This is a genomic window from Allobosea sp. 05L423, assembly GCF_056397745.1.
The window spans coordinates 1-13,874 of sequence record NZ_JBFTOA010000013.1 but is presented as its reverse complement, the minus strand read 5'-3'; the positions used below and the strand labels follow the sequence as shown (position 1 = coordinate 13,874).

The window sequence follows — 13,874 nt, the reverse complement described above, 5'->3', positions numbered from 1 at the left end:
GCGATCAACAGGACCGCGATCGTCGCTCCGCAGATGAGGGTCGAAGGGCGAGGTCCCGTTTCGGTGCGCATGACCAGTTCCTCAGAAGCTCTGGCCGGCGAGCATCGCCAGGTGCTCGACGATCGGGCCGAGCGCGAGCGCCGGGAAGAAGGTCAGGCCGCCGACGATGACGATCACGCCGATGAGCAGGCCGATGAAGAGCGGCCCATGCGTCGGGAAGGTGCCCGCCGATTCCGGCACGGTCTTCTTGGCCGCGACGGAGCCTGCCAGCGCCAGCGCCGGGATGATGACGAGGAAGCGCCCCATCAGCATGGCGACGCCGATGGTCAGATTGTACCAGACCGTGTTGCCGGAGAGCCCGCCGAAGGCCGAGCCGTTGTTCGCCGCCGCCGAAGTATAGGCATAGAGCACCTCGGAGAAGCCGTGCGGGCCGGCATTGGCGATCGAGCCGACGGCATCCGGCAGCACGACGGCGACGGCGGTGAAGCCGAGCATGGCGAGCGGCAGGCAGAGCACGGCGAGCATCGCCATCTTGACCTCCTTCGCTTCGATCTTCTTGCCGAGATATTCCGGCGTGCGCCCGACCATCAGCCCGGCGACGAAGACGGCGATGACGACGAAGAGGATGATGCCGTAGAAACCGGCCCCGACGCCGCCGATGATGATCTCGCCGAGCATCATGTTGATCAGCGGGATCAGCCCGCCCAGCGGCATCAGGCTGTCATGCATCGCGTTGACGGCGCCGCAGGATGCAGCGGTGGTGACGACCGCGAACAGCGCCGAGAGCACGATGCCGAAGCGCGTCTCCTTGCCTTCCATGTTGCCGCCATCGAGGCCGAGCGCCTGGACGAGCGGGTTGCCGGCGGCCTCGGCCCAGTAGCAGACGATGACGCCGGCCACGAACAGGAGGCCCATCACGGTAAAGATCGCCCAGCCCTGCTTCTCGTTGCCGACCATGCGGCCGAAGACATTGGTCAGAGCCGCGCCGATCGCGAAGATCGCGACCAAGTGGATCAGGTTGGTGAAGGCGGTCGGGTTCTCGAAGGGGTGCGCCGCATTGGCATTGAAGAAGCCGCCGCCATTGGTGCCGAGATGCTTAATCATCATCTGCGAGGCGACCGGCCCCTGCGCGATCGTCTGCTGTGCGCCTTCGAGCGTCGTCGCGACGGTGTAGGGGTTGAGGTTCTGTGGCACGCCCTGCCAGACGAGGACGAGCGTCCCGATCGCACAGATTGGCAGCAGGACATAAAGCGTCGCGCGAACGAGATCGGCCCAGAAATTGCCGAGCGTGCGGGCCGAACGGCGCGCGAAGGCGCGGATCACCGCGACGGCGATGGCGATGCCCGTCGCCGCCGAGACGAAGTTCTGCACGGCCAGCCCCGCCATCTGGGTGAAGTAGGACATCGTGCTTTCGCCGGCATAGTTCTGCCAGTTGGTATTGGAGACGAAGCTCGCGGCCGTGTTGAAGGCGAGATCGGCCGGCACCGCGCCCATCTCCGCCGGGTTGAAGGGCAGCGCGCCCTGCAGCCGCTGCATCGCGTAGAGCACGAGGAAGCCGGCGAGGTTGAACAGCAGCATCGCCGTGACATAGCTCGTCCAGTGCTGCTCCTCCTTCTCATGCGTGCCGGCGGCGCCGTAGAGCAGCCGCTCGACCGGGTGCAGGACCGGCGAAAGCAATGTGCGCTCGCCGGCGAAGACGCGCGTCATGTAGCCGCCAAGCGGCCTAGCCAGAGCAATGATGATCCCGCAGAAGAGCAGGATCTGGATCCATCCGTTGAGGGTCATGGATGAGGTTCCGAATCTGAGGGGCCGCCGCCGTCAGAACCGCTCGGGGCGGATCAGCGCGTAGGTGAGGTAGGCGAGCAGGAACAGCGTCACCGCTCCGCCCAGGACGTAATCCAGAAGCATTCCGGCCTCCCCTACAGCGCGTCGCAGGCAGCGACATAGGCGAAGGAGAGCCCGAAGAAGACGAGCCCGATGGCGAGTACGATGGTGTCCATCATCGAATAACCCCGATGGTCGTGGCTGCCGGACCATCCGTCCGGCAGCGAGCACCGGTTCCATTGGGGGACCGGCCGTTCGGGCCAATATCGCGCCGAGGCCATAGCCGTTCGAGAGAAGGACGGAGGCGCGGATATAAAGATTTTATAGGAATTTTCGGCCAACGCGCCGGGCGAGCATCGAACGGCGGCGGCGCTAAAGGCCGCCTGCCCTACCGAAAACGCAGGGAAACCCCGTCACCGGGCCGCTTGTGAGCCGCCCATGCGCCATGCCAGAAGCTGGCGCGAATTTGGGCAATAGAGCCCGCGCAGGAGGAAGCCTTCCATGAGCAACAGCAAGGACGTCTGGCGTCTGATCGACGACAAGGCCCCGGCCTATTTCGAGCTCTCCGACCGCATCTGGCACATGCCCGAGCTGAACTATCAGGAAGTCCGCTCTGCGGCCGAGCATCAGGCCATGCTGGAGCGCGAGGGCTTCCGCGTCACCACCGGCGTAGCCGGCCTGCCCACCGCCGTGGTCGGCGAGGCCGGCGAAGACGGCCCGGTCATCGCGATCCTGGGTGAATTCGACGCGCTGCCGGGCCTGAGCCAGGAAGCCGGCGTCGCGAGCGAGACGCCGGTCGAGAAGGGCGGCAACGGCCATGGCTGCGGCCACAACATGCTGGGTTCGGCCTCCCTCCTCGCCGCCACCGCGGTGAAGGACTACCTCGCCGCCAACGGCATCAAGGGCCGGGTGCGCTATTATGGCTGCCCGGCGGAGGAAGGCGGCTCGGCCAAGGGCTTCATGGTCCGCGCCGGCGCCTTCGACGACGTCGATATCGCACTGTGCTGGCACCCGGCCTCGTTCAACGGCGTCAACCGGCCCTTCTCGCTCGCCTGCGTCGAGATCGAGTTCACCTTCAGCGGCCGCGCCTCGCACGCCGCCGCCGCGCCCCATCTCGGCCGCTCGGCGCTCGATGCCGTCGAGCTGATGCATATCGGCGTCAACTACATGCGCGAGCATATGCCTTCGACGGCACGCGTCCACTACGCCATCATCAACGCTGGCGGCATCGCCCCCAACGTCGTCCAGGCCACCGCGACGACGCGCCAGCTGATCCGCGCCGCCACCCTCAGTGAGATGTGGGATCTCGTCGCCCGCGTGAAGAAGATCGCCGAGGGCGCCGCGCTGATGAGCGAGACCACCGTCTCCGTCAAGCAGCTCTCCGGCGACGCCAACCTGATCGGCAACCGCCCGCTCGAAGAGGCGATGCAGGCCAATCTCGAGGCGCTCGGCGGCCCGGGCTTCGACGCCGCCGACCAGGCTTTCGCCGCCAAGTTCCAGAAGACCCTGAGCGCCGAGGACATCGCCGCGGCCTATGGCCGCTTCGACCTCAAGCCGAAGGAAGGCGAGGCGCTGAGCGACGACATCTATCCGCTCGGCGCCGGCAACGACACCTCGGTCGGCTCAACCGATGTCGGCACGGTGAGCTGGGTCGTCCCGACCGTGCAATGCCGCACCGCCTGCTACGCCATCGGCACGCCCGGCCATTCCTGGCAGCTCGTCGCCCAGGGCCTGGCCCCTGCGGCGCACAAGGGCCTGGCGCTGGCGGCCAAGGCGATGGCCGGCGTCGCCGCCGACGTGCTGAACGATCCCGCCCTGCTCAAGGCGGCGAAGGACGATTTCGCGGCGTTCCGCGCCAAGAACCCCTTCGCCAACCCGATCACCGACGATGTCGAACCCCCGCTCGACATGGCGGCACATTGACGCTCTTCCCGGCGGAAGCGCGCGATGCATGTGAGCAAAGCCGCTCGATGACTTGCGTATTCGCTCCGCTGCGGGAATCAAGCGCATCGTCACACCGCTCGGATGGGCGGGGCTTCCCGCCCCTCCCATCCGGCGGATTTCTTTTTGTCGAAAGCAGGGGCCGATGAACCAGCCTGGCTTCTTCGAGATCATCGGCTTCGGCGCCAATGGCTGGGGCCCCGCCCTGCTGGCGGCAACAGGCATGACGATCGCCGTCGCGATCTGCGGCTTTGCGCTCGGCGCCGTCATCGGGGCGCTGGGCGCCTGGGCCAAGCTCTCCGGCGGCCCGATCACGCGCCGGCTTGCCGATGGCTACACCACCGTGCTGCGCGGCATCCCCGACCTTCTGGTCATCTACCTCTTCTATTTCGGCTCGAGCGCGGTGCTCACCCCGCTCGGCCGGCTCTTCGGAGCGACCGGCTTCATCAGCCTGCCCGGCTTCCTTGCCGGCGCGCTCGCCATCGGCTTCGTCTCCGGCGCCTATCACACAGAGGTCTTCCGCGGCGCCTATCGCGCCGTCTCGCGCGGCGAGATCGAGGCTGCCATCGCCTGCGGCATGAGCCCGTTTTTGAGACTCAGGCGCGTCATCGCCCCGCTCGTGCTGCGCTATGCCCTGCCCGGCCTCGGCAATGTCTGGCAGCTCGTGCTGAAGGAAACCGCGCTGATCTCGGTCACCGGCCTGGTCGAGATCCTGCGCCAGGCCCAGATCGGCGCCGGCTCGACCCGCCAGCCCTTCACCTTTTTCTTCATCGCCGCGATCCTCTATCTCGTCATCTCCTCGGTGTCGGGCTGGGGCCTGCGCGCGGCGGAAACGCGCTTCACGCGCGGCCTCAGGAGGGCGTGATGGATTTCGCCTTCATGTATGAGACGCTGCTGACGCTGGTCGCAGGCATCCCGCTGACGCTGAAGCTCGCGCTCTCCTCGGTCGCCTGCGGCTCGGTGCTGGCGCTGCTGCTCGCGCTGCTGCGCATGTCCGGCATCGCGCCGCTGGAGTGGTTCGCGCGCTTCTACGTCTTCATCTTCCGCTCGACGCCGCTGCTCGTGCAGATCTTCATCATCTATTACGGGCTAAGCCAGTTCCGCGAAGTCCGCATGAGCTTCGCCTGGCCCTTGCTGCGCGACCCCTATTGGTGCGCGCTGCTGGCGCTCTCGCTCAACACCGCCGCCTATGCCAGCGAGATCTTCCGCGGCGGGCTCCAAGCCGTGCCGGCCGGGCAGATCGAAGCCGCCCGCGCCGCCGGCATGACGCGCCTTCTGATGTTCCGCCGCATCGTGCTGCCGCTCGCCATCCGCCAGGCCCTGCCGGGCTACGGCAACGAACTCATCCTGATGATCAAGGCGACCTCGCTCGCCTCGATCATCACGCTGATGGAGATCACCGGGCTCGCCGCCAAGCTGATCTCGGAAACCTACCGCGCCATCGAGGTCTTCATCGTCGCCGGCGCGATCTACCTCGTCATCAACTTCGTCGTGACGCGGCTCGTCCAATACGCCGAATATCGGCTGACGCCACATCTGCGCCCCGCCCCCGGCGCACCCGCGACCCTGAAATCCGGAGCTTCCGCATGAGCGCCGTCCCAGAACGCCCCGTCGCGGTCTCGCTGACCAATCTGCGCAAGACCTTCGGCTCGCTCGAAGTGCTCAAGGGCATCTCCCTCGAAGCCCGCGAGGGCGACGTCGTCTCGATCCTGGGCTCCTCGGGCTCGGGCAAATCGACCATGCTCCGCTGCATCAACATGCTGGAGATACCGGACTCAGGCGACATCACGGTCGCCGGCGAGACTATCCGCTTGCAGCAGACGCCGAACGGCACCAAGCCTGCCGATCCGCGCCAGGTCGACCGGATCCGCAGCGAGCTCGGCATGGTCTTCCAGAATTTCAATCTCTGGTCGCATATGACCATTCTGGAGAACGTCATCGAGGCGCCCATCCATGTGCAGGGGCGCCCGCGCGCCGAATGCATCGCCGAGGCCGAGGCGCTGCTCGCCCGCGTCGGCATCGCCGACAAGCGCAACCACTATCCGGCGCATCTCTCCGGCGGCCAGCAGCAGCGCGCCGCGATCGCCCGCGCGCTCGCCCAGCGCCCCAAGGTCATGCTCTTCGACGAGCCGACTTCGGCGCTCGACCCCGAGCTCGTCGGCGAAGTGCTGCGCGTGATGCGCTCTCTTGCGGAAGAGGGCCGCACCATGCTGGTCGTGACGCATGAGATGGGCTTCGCCCGCGACGTTTCCAGCAAGGTCGTGTTCCTGCACAAGGGCGTCATCGAGGAGGAGGGCCCGCCGCAGCAGGTCTTCACCGCCAGCCGTTCCGAACGCTTCCGCCAGTTCCTGGCGGGCTGATATTAACCGCGCGCCGCTCGCGGCCGCATCATCAGGGAAGAGACCATGAAGACCATCACCAAGCTCTTTGCGCTCGCCGCGCTCGGCGCTGCCGCATTCGCCGCCCCCGTCCTCGCCCAGGCGCCGCAGAAGGTGCGCATTGCCACCGAAGGCGCCTTCCGCCCGTGGAACTGGACCGAGGCCAACGGCACCCTCGCCGGCTTCGAGATCGACCTGTACAAGGACCTGTGCAAGCGGGCCAATCTCGACTGCTCGATCGAGGCCCAGGCCTTCGACGGCATGATCCCCGCCCTCAACGCCGGCAAGTTCGACGCGATCATGGCCGGCATGTCGGTCACCCCGAAGCGCGAGGAGGCGATCCTCTTCTCGAACCCCTACGGCTCGACCGGCCAGACCTTCGCCGTCATCAAGGGCAGCCCGCTCGCCGATCTGCCGGACACCGGCAAGATCTTCCACCTGACCACCGACGAGCCCGGTGCCCTTGCCGAGATCGAGAAGCTGAAGCCCCTGCTCAAGGGCAAGATCATCGGCGTGCAGACCTCGACCATCAACGGCGCCTTCCTCGAAAAGTACCTGAAGGGCCTCGTCGAGATTCGCGAGTACAAGACCACCGAGCAGCACGACCTCGACCTGGCCGCCGGCCGCGTCGACCTGATCATGGCTTCGATGGCCTATCTCTCCACCGCCGCCAAGAAGGCCGGCAACGAGGACATGGTCGTGGTCGGCCCGCGCTTCCAGGGCGGCATCGTCGGCAAGGGCAGCGCCATCGGCCTGCGCAAGAGCGACACCGAGCTGAAGGCGAAGTTCGACAAGGCGATCGCCGAGGCCAATGCCGACGGCACGATCAAGGCACTGGGCGAGAAGTATTTCGGCTTCGACGTCACGGTGCGCTGAAGCGCCTCGTCCTGCGCGATCGTCCGATGCGGCGATCGCGCAGTTCCTTCTGCGCGAGCCTCAGCCGTCCTGCCGGCCGGCGATCTCGACGCGCATCGCCGGCTTGGTCGCCTTGAACTCGGCGACCGCCGCAGCCGAGAGATCAGAAATCGAATCCGACCCGCGCGACATCGCTTGCAGGATGATGCGCCCGAGGCGATCCCGCGCTTCCGCTTCAAGCTCCGCGTCCGTGCGCGCGTCATAGTCCAGCGCAGCCCAGGCTCTGGCGAGCACGGCTTCTGCGACGAGAAGCTCCTGAGAGTTCAGGACACCGGGAAAGCGGAAGTTCTGGGCGGGCATCATCGATTCGAGCATGGCGGCGCAACGGATATGGGGGCGGCGAGGTTCCCCGCAAGGCAGGCGGAATTGCGGCCATGCCCTGAACACCCGCCGCAAGAACGGCATCACCCACAAAAACAACGAGCTGCGCACAGGCTAGGGTATCGAACCCGGCTTCGACGCAACCGACGCCGCAACACGGATTGAATAAACAACAAGTCCAAATTGGACTGATTGTCTAAATTTGACTTGACCCCTCGGCCGCCCGGCCTCACAGATCGAGCAAACGCACTGCCCTGCGATGGCAGGGTTCGATGCGGCATTGCCGGAGGCTCCCGTGAAGTTCGACATTTTCCAGATGGAGCGGAACCAGACGCTCTTCGAGAACGACGTCGAGATCAATCTGACCGAAAGCGGCGTCCATCCCTGGGCGATCGAGGATATTCTGGGCGAACAGGCAGCGCGCGACCTGCTCAAGCAGCCCCTCGGCTATGGCTGGACCGACGGCCGGCCGGACCTGCGCAGCAACATCGCCTCCTGGTATCCGGGCGCCACCGCCGCCAATGTGCTGGTGACCAACGGCTCCTCCGAGGCGACGATGATCGCGTTGATGGCGCTGTTCGAGCCCGGCGACGCGCTCGTCTTCGCCCTGCCTAACTTCATGCAGATCGACGGCCTCGGCCGCGCGCTCGGCCTCGACATCCGCCGGCTGGAGCTTTCCGGCGAGAGCGACTGGCAGATCGACGCAGAGCAGCTCGCCGCCGTCGCTGCCGGCGCCAAGGCCATCGCCGTGACCAACCCGGCCAACCCGACCGGCAGCGTGCTTTCTGCTGCGAGCCGCGCCGTTCTCATCGAGGCCGCCGAGCGTAACGACGCCTGGCTCATCGTCGACGAGATCTACCGCGGCGGCGAGATCGACGGCGCGGAGACGCAGACGCTCTGGGGTAGCTACCCCAAGGTGCTCGTCACCTCGAGCCTGTCTAAGTCCTTCGCCTGCCCGGGCTTGCGTCTGGGCTGGATCGTCGCTCCCGCGGAGGTCGTAGCGGCTGCGGCCGAGCGGCAGGACTACACCACGATCGGCAGCGGCATCCTCAGCCAGATCCTTGCGGAAGAGGTCATGCGTCCGGAAACACGCGGGCGCCTGCTTGCACGCGGCCGCGATTTGCTGCGCAGCAATGCCGATCTCGTTGCGCAATGGATGGCGCAGCATAACGACTGGTCCTGGCGACGCCCGCAGGCCGGCGGCATGGCCTTTCTGCGCTACCCGCTCGACATGCCCTCCGAGGCCTTCTCGCAGAAGCTGCGCGAGGAGGAGAGCGTATTCGTCGTCGCGGGAAGCTGGTTCGGCATTGAAAGCCACATCCGCATCGGCATCGGTGTACCGACCGACGTGCTGCGGGAAGGGCTGGCGAGGCTGGATCGGTTTCTGGCGCGGCACAAGGGCTGACGAGCCTTTCTAACTCGCCGTCATGCTCGGGCTTGACCCGAGCATCTCGTGCCGAAGGAGGCTCCGACACCTCGCTTTCCAAAGATTCTCGGGGCAAGCCCGAGAAGGACGCCCTTCCCGTCGAAGGCTGGCGCTATCGACGCCCGATCCCGTCCAGCACCACCCGCGCAATCGCGATGTCCTGCACCGCAATCCCCGTGAGGTCGGCGATGGTGATGTCGTCGTCGGAGCGCCGCGCCGGCACCTGCCCGGCCAGTACCGCCCCCAGCTCGACGCAATCGCCCGCATCGATCAGCCCCACGGCTGCGGCAGCGGCGAACTCGCCATGGTCGAGGCTCTGCTCCAGCGAATCCGCGATCCTTGTGTCAGCGAGCGCCACCAGCGCGGAGTCCAACTCCTGCTTTCCCGGTGCATCGGCTCCGAGCGCGGTGATATGCGTTCCCGGCTTGATCCAGTCGTCACGGATGATCGGCGCGGCAGCCGGCGTCACCGTGATCAGCGCATCCGAGCGCGCACACAGCGCCTCCAGCTCGGCCACCGGCTCGATGGCGATGCCCTCCCGTTCCAGATCGCGCTGTAGCGCCTCCAGCTTCTCCGGCGAGCGCGCCCAGCATGCGAAGCGCGGCTCGCGCTCGCGCAGCAGATGCGCAGCGGCGCGGATCTGGAAGCGCGCCTGCGTGCCGGCGCCCACGATCCCGATCCGGCGCGCATCGGCCCGCATGCCCGCACGCGTCGCGATGGCTCCGGCCAGCGCCGTCCTCAAATCGGTGAGCCAGCCCTCGTCGCGCAGGATCGCGACGACCGCGCCGGTCTCGGCCGAAAGCGCGATCATCATGCCGCTCGTCGTCGGCAGGCCCTTGGCCGGATTGTCGTAGAAGCCGGTCGCGATCTTAACGACGAAGATGGCATCACCGGCGATATGGCCGAACTTGATATGGCAGTCGCCGTTATGCGCGGGGAAGCCGAGATAGCCGACCGGCGGCATCTGCACCTGGCCGGCCGCAGCCGCCTTGAACCCCTCCTCCAGCGCGATGAAGGCCCGGTCGAGATCGACGGCGGCCTCGATCTCCGCCCGCGTCAGATCAAGCATCCGGGGTCTCGTTGGCCTGGTTGAGGTAGTTGTAGACGGTCGCGCGGGCGAGCCCGAGGATGCGCGAGATATAGGCCGCAGCATTGCGCCCGCCGAAGGCGCCGTTGGCGGCAAGGTCCGCGACCAGCTCTCGCTTCTCGGCCCGGCTGAGGCTGGTTACGGCGAGACCACGACTTTGAGTCCATTGCTGCACGAACTCGTTGATCCGCTCGTGCCAGTCCTCCTTGAACAGCGCCTGCGGCTTTTCCGCGCCGGCCGGGACGGTGGCGAAGGCCTGGAGCGTCTGCATCAGCGCGTGGAAATGCGAGACGTCGACATTGATGCAGAGCACGCCGACCGGCTTCCCCCCGGTCGAAAGCACGATGCTGATCGATTTCAGCCGCCGCCCGTCCCAGTTCACCTTCTCATAGGGACCTATGATCGTCTCGTCGGGGTCGAAGCCGATCTCGTCGAGCAGTGAGGGCTCGCCGAGCACGCGCTGCGAGAAGTTGCCGGCGATATGCACGACGCTCTGCGACCCCAAATCGTGCAGCACGACCTCGGCATGCGGCCGGAACAGCAGCGCGACCGCGTCGCAGATCGGCAGGTAAGGAACGAGTTCCGGCGTCATGCTTCCCCCAGGCAGGCGTCAGCGTGGCTGCGACTTCAGATAGTCGCTCAGGCGCTCCAGCCCTGCGGAGAGATGCTCGCCCGGCGCGCCGATGCCGATGCGGATATAGCCGTCGAGCCCGTAGACATCGCCCGGCAGCAGCATGATGCCGCGCTCCTCGCGGAGCCGGTGCACGAGCTCCGTCGAGTTCATCGAGTGGCTGTACTTGATGAAGGCCATGCCGCCGGCCTTGGGCGGCACGAAGGAGAAGAATTCCTCATTCGCCTTCACCCAGTTGCTGAGCAGCGCGAGATTCTCCCGCAGGATGGTCTTGCTTCGCTGCAGGATCTCCGCGCGCTTGCCCGGCTGGACGACGATACGGGCGACCTGCTCGCTCAGCGCGCTCGTCGTGATCGAGGTGTAGTCCTTGTTCTGCCAGGCCGTGTAGATGTCGGCGGCAGGGCCGACGAGCCAGCCGATCCGCAGGCCCGGCAGCGCCATCGCCTTGGAAAGGCCGCTGGTGATGATCGCCTTCTCATAGAGATCGGCGAAGCTCGGCGGCTCGTCGACTTCGAGTTCCGCGCCCTTGTAGACCTCATCGGCGTGGAGATAGCAGCCCTGCTCGCGTGCGATCGCGACAAGCTCGTCCATCGTCTCCCGCGAGAGCAGGCTGCCCGTCGGATTGTTCGGGTTGCAGATCGTCATCAGCTTGGTGCGCGGCGTGATCGCCCGGCGGACCTCGTCGAGATCGGGCGTCCAGCCCAGTTCCTCACGCAGCTTCACTTCCTTCACGGTCGCGCCGATCGCCCGCGCCCAGCCCCAGATCTGCAGGTAGTTCGGCACGAAGACGACGATCTCGTCGCCCGGCTCGATCAGCGACATCACCATCAGGAAATTGGCTTCCGCCGAACCGTTGGTGACGATCACCTCATCCGAGCTGCGGTTGCGATAGAGCTTGGCGATGTCCTCGCGCAATTCGACCGCGCCATTGGTCCAGCCATAGCCGAGCTCGACCTCCATCAGCTTGGCGCGCTCATCGGCGCTGAGCAATTCGTTCAACGAGTAGGGATGGACGCCGCTATCCGAGAGGTTGAACTCGACGGTGTTCTCATAGAGCGACTGGATCCGCTCCAGGGTGAATTCTTCGATCTTCATGCTGCCCATCCCGCGGCGGCCGATCCGCCGCATCTCCCGCGAGTATGATAGGCATCATTTGGACGTCAAGGTCAATTTTGGAATTTACAGTCCAAATCGCGATTGCTATCCATGTCGGCGACGTCAAAGCCGCTCCCGGAGAGCCCATCATGTCCGACCAGAACCCCGGTGCCAACAAGATGTGGGGCGGCCGCTTCACGACAGCTCCGGCCGATGTGATGCGCAAGATCAATCCCTCGATCGGCTTCGACTACCGGCTCTATCGGCAGGACATCGCCGCGTCCAAGACCCACGCCGCGATGCTCGCCCGCCAGGGTATCATCGCAAGCGCCGACAATGAGCGCATCCAGGCCGGGCTCGACCAGATCCGCGGCGAGATCGACCGCGGCGAGCTGCAATTCAGCATCGACCTCGAGGACATCCATATGAACGTGGAAGCCCGCCTCAAGGAGATCATCGGCGAGCCGGCCGGGCGCCTGCACACCGCCCGCAGCCGCAACGACCAGGCGGTCACCGATGTCCGCCTGTGGATGCGCGACGCGATCGATGCGCTCGACGGCGCCATCCGCGACATGCAGCAGGCCTTGATCGAGCGTGCCAGCGAGCATGCCGATACGATCATGCCGGGCTTCACCCATATGCAGGTCGCCCAGCCCGTGACCTTCGGCCACCATCTCATGGCTTATGTCGAGATGTTCGGCCGTGATCGCGAGCGCCTAGCCGGCGCGCGCCAGCGCACCAATGTCTCGCCGCTTGGCGCCGCCGCGCTCGCCGGCACCGCCTTCCCCATCGACCGGCAGTTCACCGCGGCGGAGCTCGGCTTCGCCCGGCCGACCGAGAACTCGATGGATTCGGTCGGCGCGCGCGACCACATCTGCGAACTCCTGTTCTGCTGCTCGATGCTGGCCGTGCATCTCTCGCGCCTCAACGAGGAGATTACGCTCTGGTGCAGCGACGGCTTCCGCTTCATCGCGCTGTCGGATGCCTTCACCACCGGCTCCTCGATCATGCCGCAGAAGCGCAACCCCGACGCCGCCGAGCTGGTGCGCGGCAAGACTGGCCGTGTCGTCGGCTCGCTCACCGCCATGCTGGTGATGGTGAAGGGTCTGCCGATGACCTTCATGAAGGACATGCAGGAGGATAAGGAGCCGATGTTCGACGCGCTGGAAACGGTCGAGCTCTGCGTCGCCGCCACCACCGGCATGATCCGCGACCTGACGGTGCGGCCCGAGAACATGCGCGCCTTCCTCGATCGCGGCTTCCCGACCGCGACCGACCTCGCCGACTGGCTGGTGCGCGAGGCCGGGATCCCCTTCCGCGACGCCCATCACGTCACCGCTCGTATCGTTGCGCTGGCCGAGGCCAAGGGCTGCACCTTGCAGGCGCTCGACCTCGACGCCATGCGCTCGGTCGATCCCCGGATCAGCGAAGCGGTCTTCGAAGTATTGGCGCCCGAGCATTCCGTGCGCAGCCGGCGCAGCTATGGCGGCACCGCCCCGGACACCGTGCGCGAGGCGATCGAGCGGGCGAAGCAGCGCTGGCTGGCCGGCACCATGGCGGCGGAGGTCTGACGCGCATCTTCGCGCCAATCGGAGTGCTCTACACGAAAACGCGCGTCATCCCGGACGAAGCGAAGCGAAGATCCGGGATCCATGCCTGAGCCTTGATCAGATGGGCTCCGGCATGGATCCCGGGTCCAGCCCGGGATGACGGCGTGATTCCCCATGAGATCGGCGCGCCACGCATCCCGGCGGGCTCAGCCGCGCAAACTTTGCAGGACCAAAGCGGCCGGCTTTGTGGCTATGGATGATGGTGCCGGCCGATTCGACCGTGCCTGAAAGAATGAGCGCGGAGCACGGCGCAGGCTCCGCGGCGGGGGAGACAAGATGGAACACGTCTGGTTGCGTGGGGTCGCCGAACAGTTCGGCATCGATGGCGGGCTGCGGCAGCTCGGCGGCGAATACGACCTCAACTTCCGTGGCCGGACCAGCGAGGGTGATGTCATCGTCAAGGCGATGCGCCCGCAGGGCGAGCCGGCTCTGGTCGAGCAGCAATGCGCCGCGATCAGTCACGCCCTCGCGGCCGATCCGACGCTGCCGCTGCCCCGCCTCCTCCCCGCGGAGGGCAAGCGCTTCTGGCAGAACGTGGCGGATGCTGAGGGTCAGCAGCGCATGGTCTGGGTCCAGCGCGCCTTTCAGGGCATCCCGATGGGTGAAGCCGGGCCGCAGCCGCCGGCCGTCCTCGCCGAGCTCGGCG

General features: G+C 66.4%; 14 protein-coding genes and 1 pseudogene. 8 read left to right on the top strand and 7 right to left on the bottom strand.

All coding sequences use genetic code 11. The features are described from left to right. Window positions 1–81 precede the first annotated feature (81 nt). Genes kdpA through AC1DNE_RS22245 form a run of 3 tightly spaced genes read right to left on the bottom strand, consistent with a single transcriptional unit; the run spans window position 82 to window position 2,105 of the window. Window positions 82–1,785: a potassium-transporting ATPase subunit KdpA gene (gene kdpA / locus AC1DNE_RS22255; protein ID WP_476767334.1), complete on the bottom strand. Its 1,704-nt coding sequence runs from the start codon at window positions 1,783–1,785 to the stop codon at window positions 82–84. A 33-nt stretch (window positions 1,786–1,818) separates the two neighbouring features. After that, the gene (locus AC1DNE_RS22250; protein WP_441472431.1) at window positions 1,819–1,908 is read right to left on the bottom strand and encodes a K(+)-transporting ATPase subunit F; all 90 of its coding nucleotides are present in this window, start codon (window positions 1,906–1,908) and stop codon (window positions 1,819–1,821) included. Between the two features lie 11 nt (window positions 1,909–1,919). Further along, complete coding sequence (locus AC1DNE_RS22245; RefSeq protein ID WP_476767335.1) at window positions 1,920–2,105, bottom strand: hypothetical protein; 186 nt, start codon at window positions 2,103–2,105, stop codon at window positions 1,920–1,922. Window positions 2,106–2,325: 220 nt separating this feature from the next. Between AC1DNE_RS22245 and AC1DNE_RS22240 the strand changes: the two genes are divergently transcribed. From AC1DNE_RS22240 to AC1DNE_RS22220, 5 genes are all read left to right on the top strand, one after another. Next, window positions 2,326–3,747 carry an amidohydrolase gene (locus AC1DNE_RS22240; protein ID WP_441472429.1) on the top strand — a complete coding sequence of 474 codons (1,422 nt, stop codon included), beginning with the start codon at window positions 2,326–2,328 and terminating at the stop codon, window positions 3,745–3,747. Between the two features lie 163 nt (window positions 3,748–3,910). Beyond that, entirely contained in the window at window positions 3,911–4,630 is a 720-nt protein-coding gene (locus tag AC1DNE_RS22235; protein WP_441472428.1) for an ABC transporter permease, read from the top strand. Further along, window positions 4,630–5,355, top strand: coding sequence for an ABC transporter permease (locus AC1DNE_RS22230; RefSeq protein ID WP_441472427.1), 726 nt, complete (start codon window positions 4,630–4,632; stop codon window positions 5,353–5,355). The genes AC1DNE_RS22235 and AC1DNE_RS22230 overlap by 1 nt, the downstream gene beginning before the upstream one ends. Beyond that, the gene (locus tag AC1DNE_RS22225) at window positions 5,352–6,125 is read left to right on the top strand and encodes an ABC transporter ATP-binding protein (protein ID WP_441472426.1); all 774 of its coding nucleotides are present in this window, start codon (window positions 5,352–5,354) and stop codon (window positions 6,123–6,125) included. Before AC1DNE_RS22230 ends, AC1DNE_RS22225 begins: the two co-directional genes overlap by 4 nt. Window positions 6,126–6,170: 45 nt before the next feature. Beyond that, window positions 6,171–7,019 (top strand): transporter substrate-binding domain-containing protein, encoded by an 849-nt coding sequence (locus AC1DNE_RS22220; RefSeq protein WP_441472425.1) that lies wholly within the window; start codon window positions 6,171–6,173, stop codon window positions 7,017–7,019. Window positions 7,020–7,079: 60 nt separating this feature from the next. Here AC1DNE_RS22220 and AC1DNE_RS22215 read toward each other — a convergent pair whose 3' ends face one another. Continuing rightward, window positions 7,080–7,358 (bottom strand): hypothetical protein, encoded by a 279-nt coding sequence (locus AC1DNE_RS22215; RefSeq protein ID WP_441472424.1) that lies wholly within the window; start codon window positions 7,356–7,358, stop codon window positions 7,080–7,082. A gap of 316 nt (window positions 7,359–7,674) precedes the next feature. On the opposite strand from AC1DNE_RS22215, the gene AC1DNE_RS22210 reads away from it, so the two are divergent. Continuing rightward, on the top strand, window positions 7,675–8,784 hold the full coding sequence (locus AC1DNE_RS22210) for an aminotransferase class I/II-fold pyridoxal phosphate-dependent enzyme (RefSeq protein ID WP_476767338.1): 1,110 nt from the start codon (window positions 7,675–7,677) through the stop codon (window positions 8,782–8,784). Window positions 8,785–8,917: 133 nt separating this feature from the next. Here AC1DNE_RS22210 and AC1DNE_RS22205 read toward each other — a convergent pair whose 3' ends face one another. The 3 genes from AC1DNE_RS22205 to AC1DNE_RS22195 are packed head-to-tail and all read right to left on the bottom strand — an operon-like array spanning window position 8,918 to window position 11,618. Next, complete coding sequence (locus AC1DNE_RS22205; protein WP_476767339.1) at window positions 8,918–9,874, bottom strand: ornithine cyclodeaminase family protein; 957 nt, start codon at window positions 9,872–9,874, stop codon at window positions 8,918–8,920. Continuing rightward, entirely contained in the window at window positions 9,867–10,484 is a 618-nt protein-coding gene (locus AC1DNE_RS22200) for a helix-turn-helix transcriptional regulator (protein WP_476767340.1), read from the bottom strand. Before AC1DNE_RS22200 ends, AC1DNE_RS22205 begins: the two co-directional genes overlap by 8 nt. An 18-nt stretch (window positions 10,485–10,502) precedes the next feature. Further along, window positions 10,503–11,618 (bottom strand): aminotransferase class I/II-fold pyridoxal phosphate-dependent enzyme, encoded by a 1,116-nt coding sequence (locus AC1DNE_RS22195; protein ID WP_476767341.1) that lies wholly within the window; start codon window positions 11,616–11,618, stop codon window positions 10,503–10,505. A 149-nt stretch (window positions 11,619–11,767) separates the two neighbouring features. Between AC1DNE_RS22195 and argH the strand changes: the two genes are divergently transcribed. After that, a complete protein-coding gene (gene argH / locus AC1DNE_RS22190) occupies window positions 11,768–13,189 on the top strand; it encodes an argininosuccinate lyase (RefSeq protein ID WP_476767342.1) in 1,422 nt (473 codons plus the stop codon). A gap of 315 nt (window positions 13,190–13,504) precedes the next feature. Beyond that, window positions 13,505–13,874, top strand: a pseudogene (locus AC1DNE_RS22185) (hypothetical protein); the annotation flags it as partial.

What these genes read in the sequence shown, in the direction of transcription:
- AC1DNE_RS22245 (WP_476767335.1), bottom strand. Translation starts at nt 2,105, where the DNA reads ATGGCCTCGGCGCGATATTGGCCCGAACGGCCGGTCCCCCAATGGAAC.
- AC1DNE_RS22195 (WP_476767341.1), bottom strand. Translation starts at nt 11,618, where the DNA reads ATGAAGATCGAAGAATTCACCCTGGAGCGGATCCAGTCGCTCTATGAG.
- AC1DNE_RS22205 (WP_476767339.1), bottom strand. Translation starts at nt 9,874, where the DNA reads ATGCTTGATCTGACGCGGGCGGAGATCGAGGCCGCCGTCGATCTCGAC.
- AC1DNE_RS22200 (WP_476767340.1), bottom strand. Translation starts at nt 10,484, where the DNA reads ATGACGCCGGAACTCGTTCCTTACCTGCCGATCTGCGACGCGGTCGCG.
- AC1DNE_RS22225 (WP_441472426.1), top strand. Translation starts at nt 5,352, where the DNA reads ATGAGCGCCGTCCCAGAACGCCCCGTCGCGGTCTCGCTGACCAATCTG.
- AC1DNE_RS22220 (WP_441472425.1), top strand. Translation starts at nt 6,171, where the DNA reads ATGAAGACCATCACCAAGCTCTTTGCGCTCGCCGCGCTCGGCGCTGCC.
- AC1DNE_RS22215 (WP_441472424.1), bottom strand. Translation starts at nt 7,358, where the DNA reads ATGCCCGCCCAGAACTTCCGCTTTCCCGGTGTCCTGAACTCTCAGGAG.
- AC1DNE_RS22250 (WP_441472431.1), bottom strand. Translation starts at nt 1,908, where the DNA reads ATGCTTCTGGATTACGTCCTGGGCGGAGCGGTGACGCTGTTCCTGCTC.
- kdpA (WP_476767334.1), bottom strand. Translation starts at nt 1,785, where the DNA reads ATGACCCTCAACGGATGGATCCAGATCCTGCTCTTCTGCGGGATCATC.
- AC1DNE_RS22235 (WP_441472428.1), top strand. Translation starts at nt 3,911, where the DNA reads ATGAACCAGCCTGGCTTCTTCGAGATCATCGGCTTCGGCGCCAATGGC.
- AC1DNE_RS22230 (WP_441472427.1), top strand. Translation starts at nt 4,630, where the DNA reads ATGGATTTCGCCTTCATGTATGAGACGCTGCTGACGCTGGTCGCAGGC.
- AC1DNE_RS22240 (WP_441472429.1), top strand. Translation starts at nt 2,326, where the DNA reads ATGAGCAACAGCAAGGACGTCTGGCGTCTGATCGACGACAAGGCCCCG.
- argH (WP_476767342.1), top strand. Translation starts at nt 11,768, where the DNA reads ATGTCCGACCAGAACCCCGGTGCCAACAAGATGTGGGGCGGCCGCTTC.